Genomic DNA, 1,608 nt, shown 5'->3' with positions numbered 1-1,608 from the left:
TGAGGATTTAGCTATAAAAAACATGGTTAAGAACCATAAACTTGCCCTTGCTATTAGCGACGCTAGTTGGGGGGAATTAACTAGACAACTGGATTACAAATGCCAGTGGTATGGTCGAGACTTAATTAAGATTGACCGATGGTTTCCTAGTTCTAAAAGATGTGGAAACTGTGGGCATATCGTTGATAAAATGCCGTTGGATATTAGGGAGTGGAAGTGTCCTGAATGTGGGATTATCCATGACCGTGATATCAACGCGAGTCAGAATATTTTGGCGGCAGGACTTGCCGTGTCAGTCTGTGGAGCGAACATAAGACCTGACAACCATAAGGTTGAAGGGCAGTTGCGAAAATCCCGTTCGCGTAGCGTGGCCTACGGCCTCCGCTACGCGAACGGCTTTGTCGAAACGGGAAGGAAACAGAAACCTAAATCGTGAGGTTTAGGAATCCCCCACAAAGCGCGGTAGCTTAGTGGCGGGAGGATGTCAAGGGTGTGTATCTAATTTGGAGATGGATGGCGATTGCGCTACGGCCACCCTATGGCATGTGGCAGCCACCACCAAAGGCATACCCCCTGAAGGCAAAGGCAGGTTTTGGTGTGTCTAGTTTTGGTGTTTCTATCTTAGTGATCTCAGCTCTAAATGGGATGGCTCAATCTACGATTCCTAATTCATCTAATTCTCCTTTTCCGATTACCTCCGCATCTGGGTCATCGCTACTAGACTCTACTGCTGAAGCTACCTCTAGTATCGAGACACCTAAGGTTAAATGTCCCGTTGAAAACATCGGGTCAGAATTAATAGGAACACAGGGACAGGAAGAGACAGGGAGAGAGTTTTGGCGTATTTGTCAAGATTTTCGATATAAATCAAGACTTACGCAAAGCCCCCTAAATCCCCCAATTCTGGGGGACTTTGAAATCATTACCCCTCCCGGTGCGCTTTCCGTTGGCGAATTAAATTCGCCACGGGTCGCACCGAAAAATTGGGGGGTTAGGGGGGCAAAACCAACTAAACTTCGTAAGCCCTATAAATCTTTATATCCAACCGATGCTACCGGAGTTGATCTTATCGCTTCATCCGGTGAGCGTTTCCTAGTCAAAACTGTAGAAGTGCTCGGTAACACCGTTTTACAAGAACAGATTACAGAATTAATTGAAGAGATTGAAAACCAGGAAGTCACCTTTGAAGATTTAATTGAACTGCGCTCTAAAATTACTCAACTGTATATTAACAACGGTTACGTTACCTCTGGTGCATTTTTACTGAATAATCAAGCACTGGACAGTGGCACTGTGCAAATACAGGTTGTTGAGGGTGAGCTAGAACGAATTGAACTGAATGGATTAAACCGTCTGCGATCTGACTATGTACTCCGCCCCCTAGAAATTGCAACTACTAAACCCTTAAATCAGCAACGTCTAGTCAAAGCACTGCAACTGCTGCAGCTAGACCCCTTAATCGAACGAGTGAATGTGGAATTGACCGCAGGGAGCACTCCCGGTCGTAATATATTACAGGTGACACTAAAAGAAGCCCCAGCCTTTCACACCGGTGTCAAGACAGAAAACAACCGTTCTCCCAGTATTGGTTCAACCCAAGTCAGTGTA

At 45.6% G+C, this 1,608-nt stretch carries 2 protein-coding genes; both read left to right on the top strand.

The window, feature by feature from the left end; all coding sequences use genetic code 11:
- On the top strand, positions 1-436 hold a 436-nt coding region (locus F6K53_RS41035), incomplete at its 5' end, for an RNA-guided endonuclease TnpB family protein (RefSeq protein ID WP_293086027.1).
- 77 nt (positions 437-513) lie between these two features.
- The coding region (locus F6K53_RS41030; protein ID WP_293086024.1) for a POTRA domain-containing protein at positions 514-1,608 on the top strand (1,095 nt) is incomplete at its 3' end.

The organism is Moorena sp. SIO4A1, assembly GCF_010672065.1.
GTDB lineage: Bacteria > Cyanobacteriota > Cyanobacteriia > Cyanobacteriales > Coleofasciculaceae > Moorena.
This window is presented reverse-complemented; position numbering and strand designations above follow the sequence as displayed.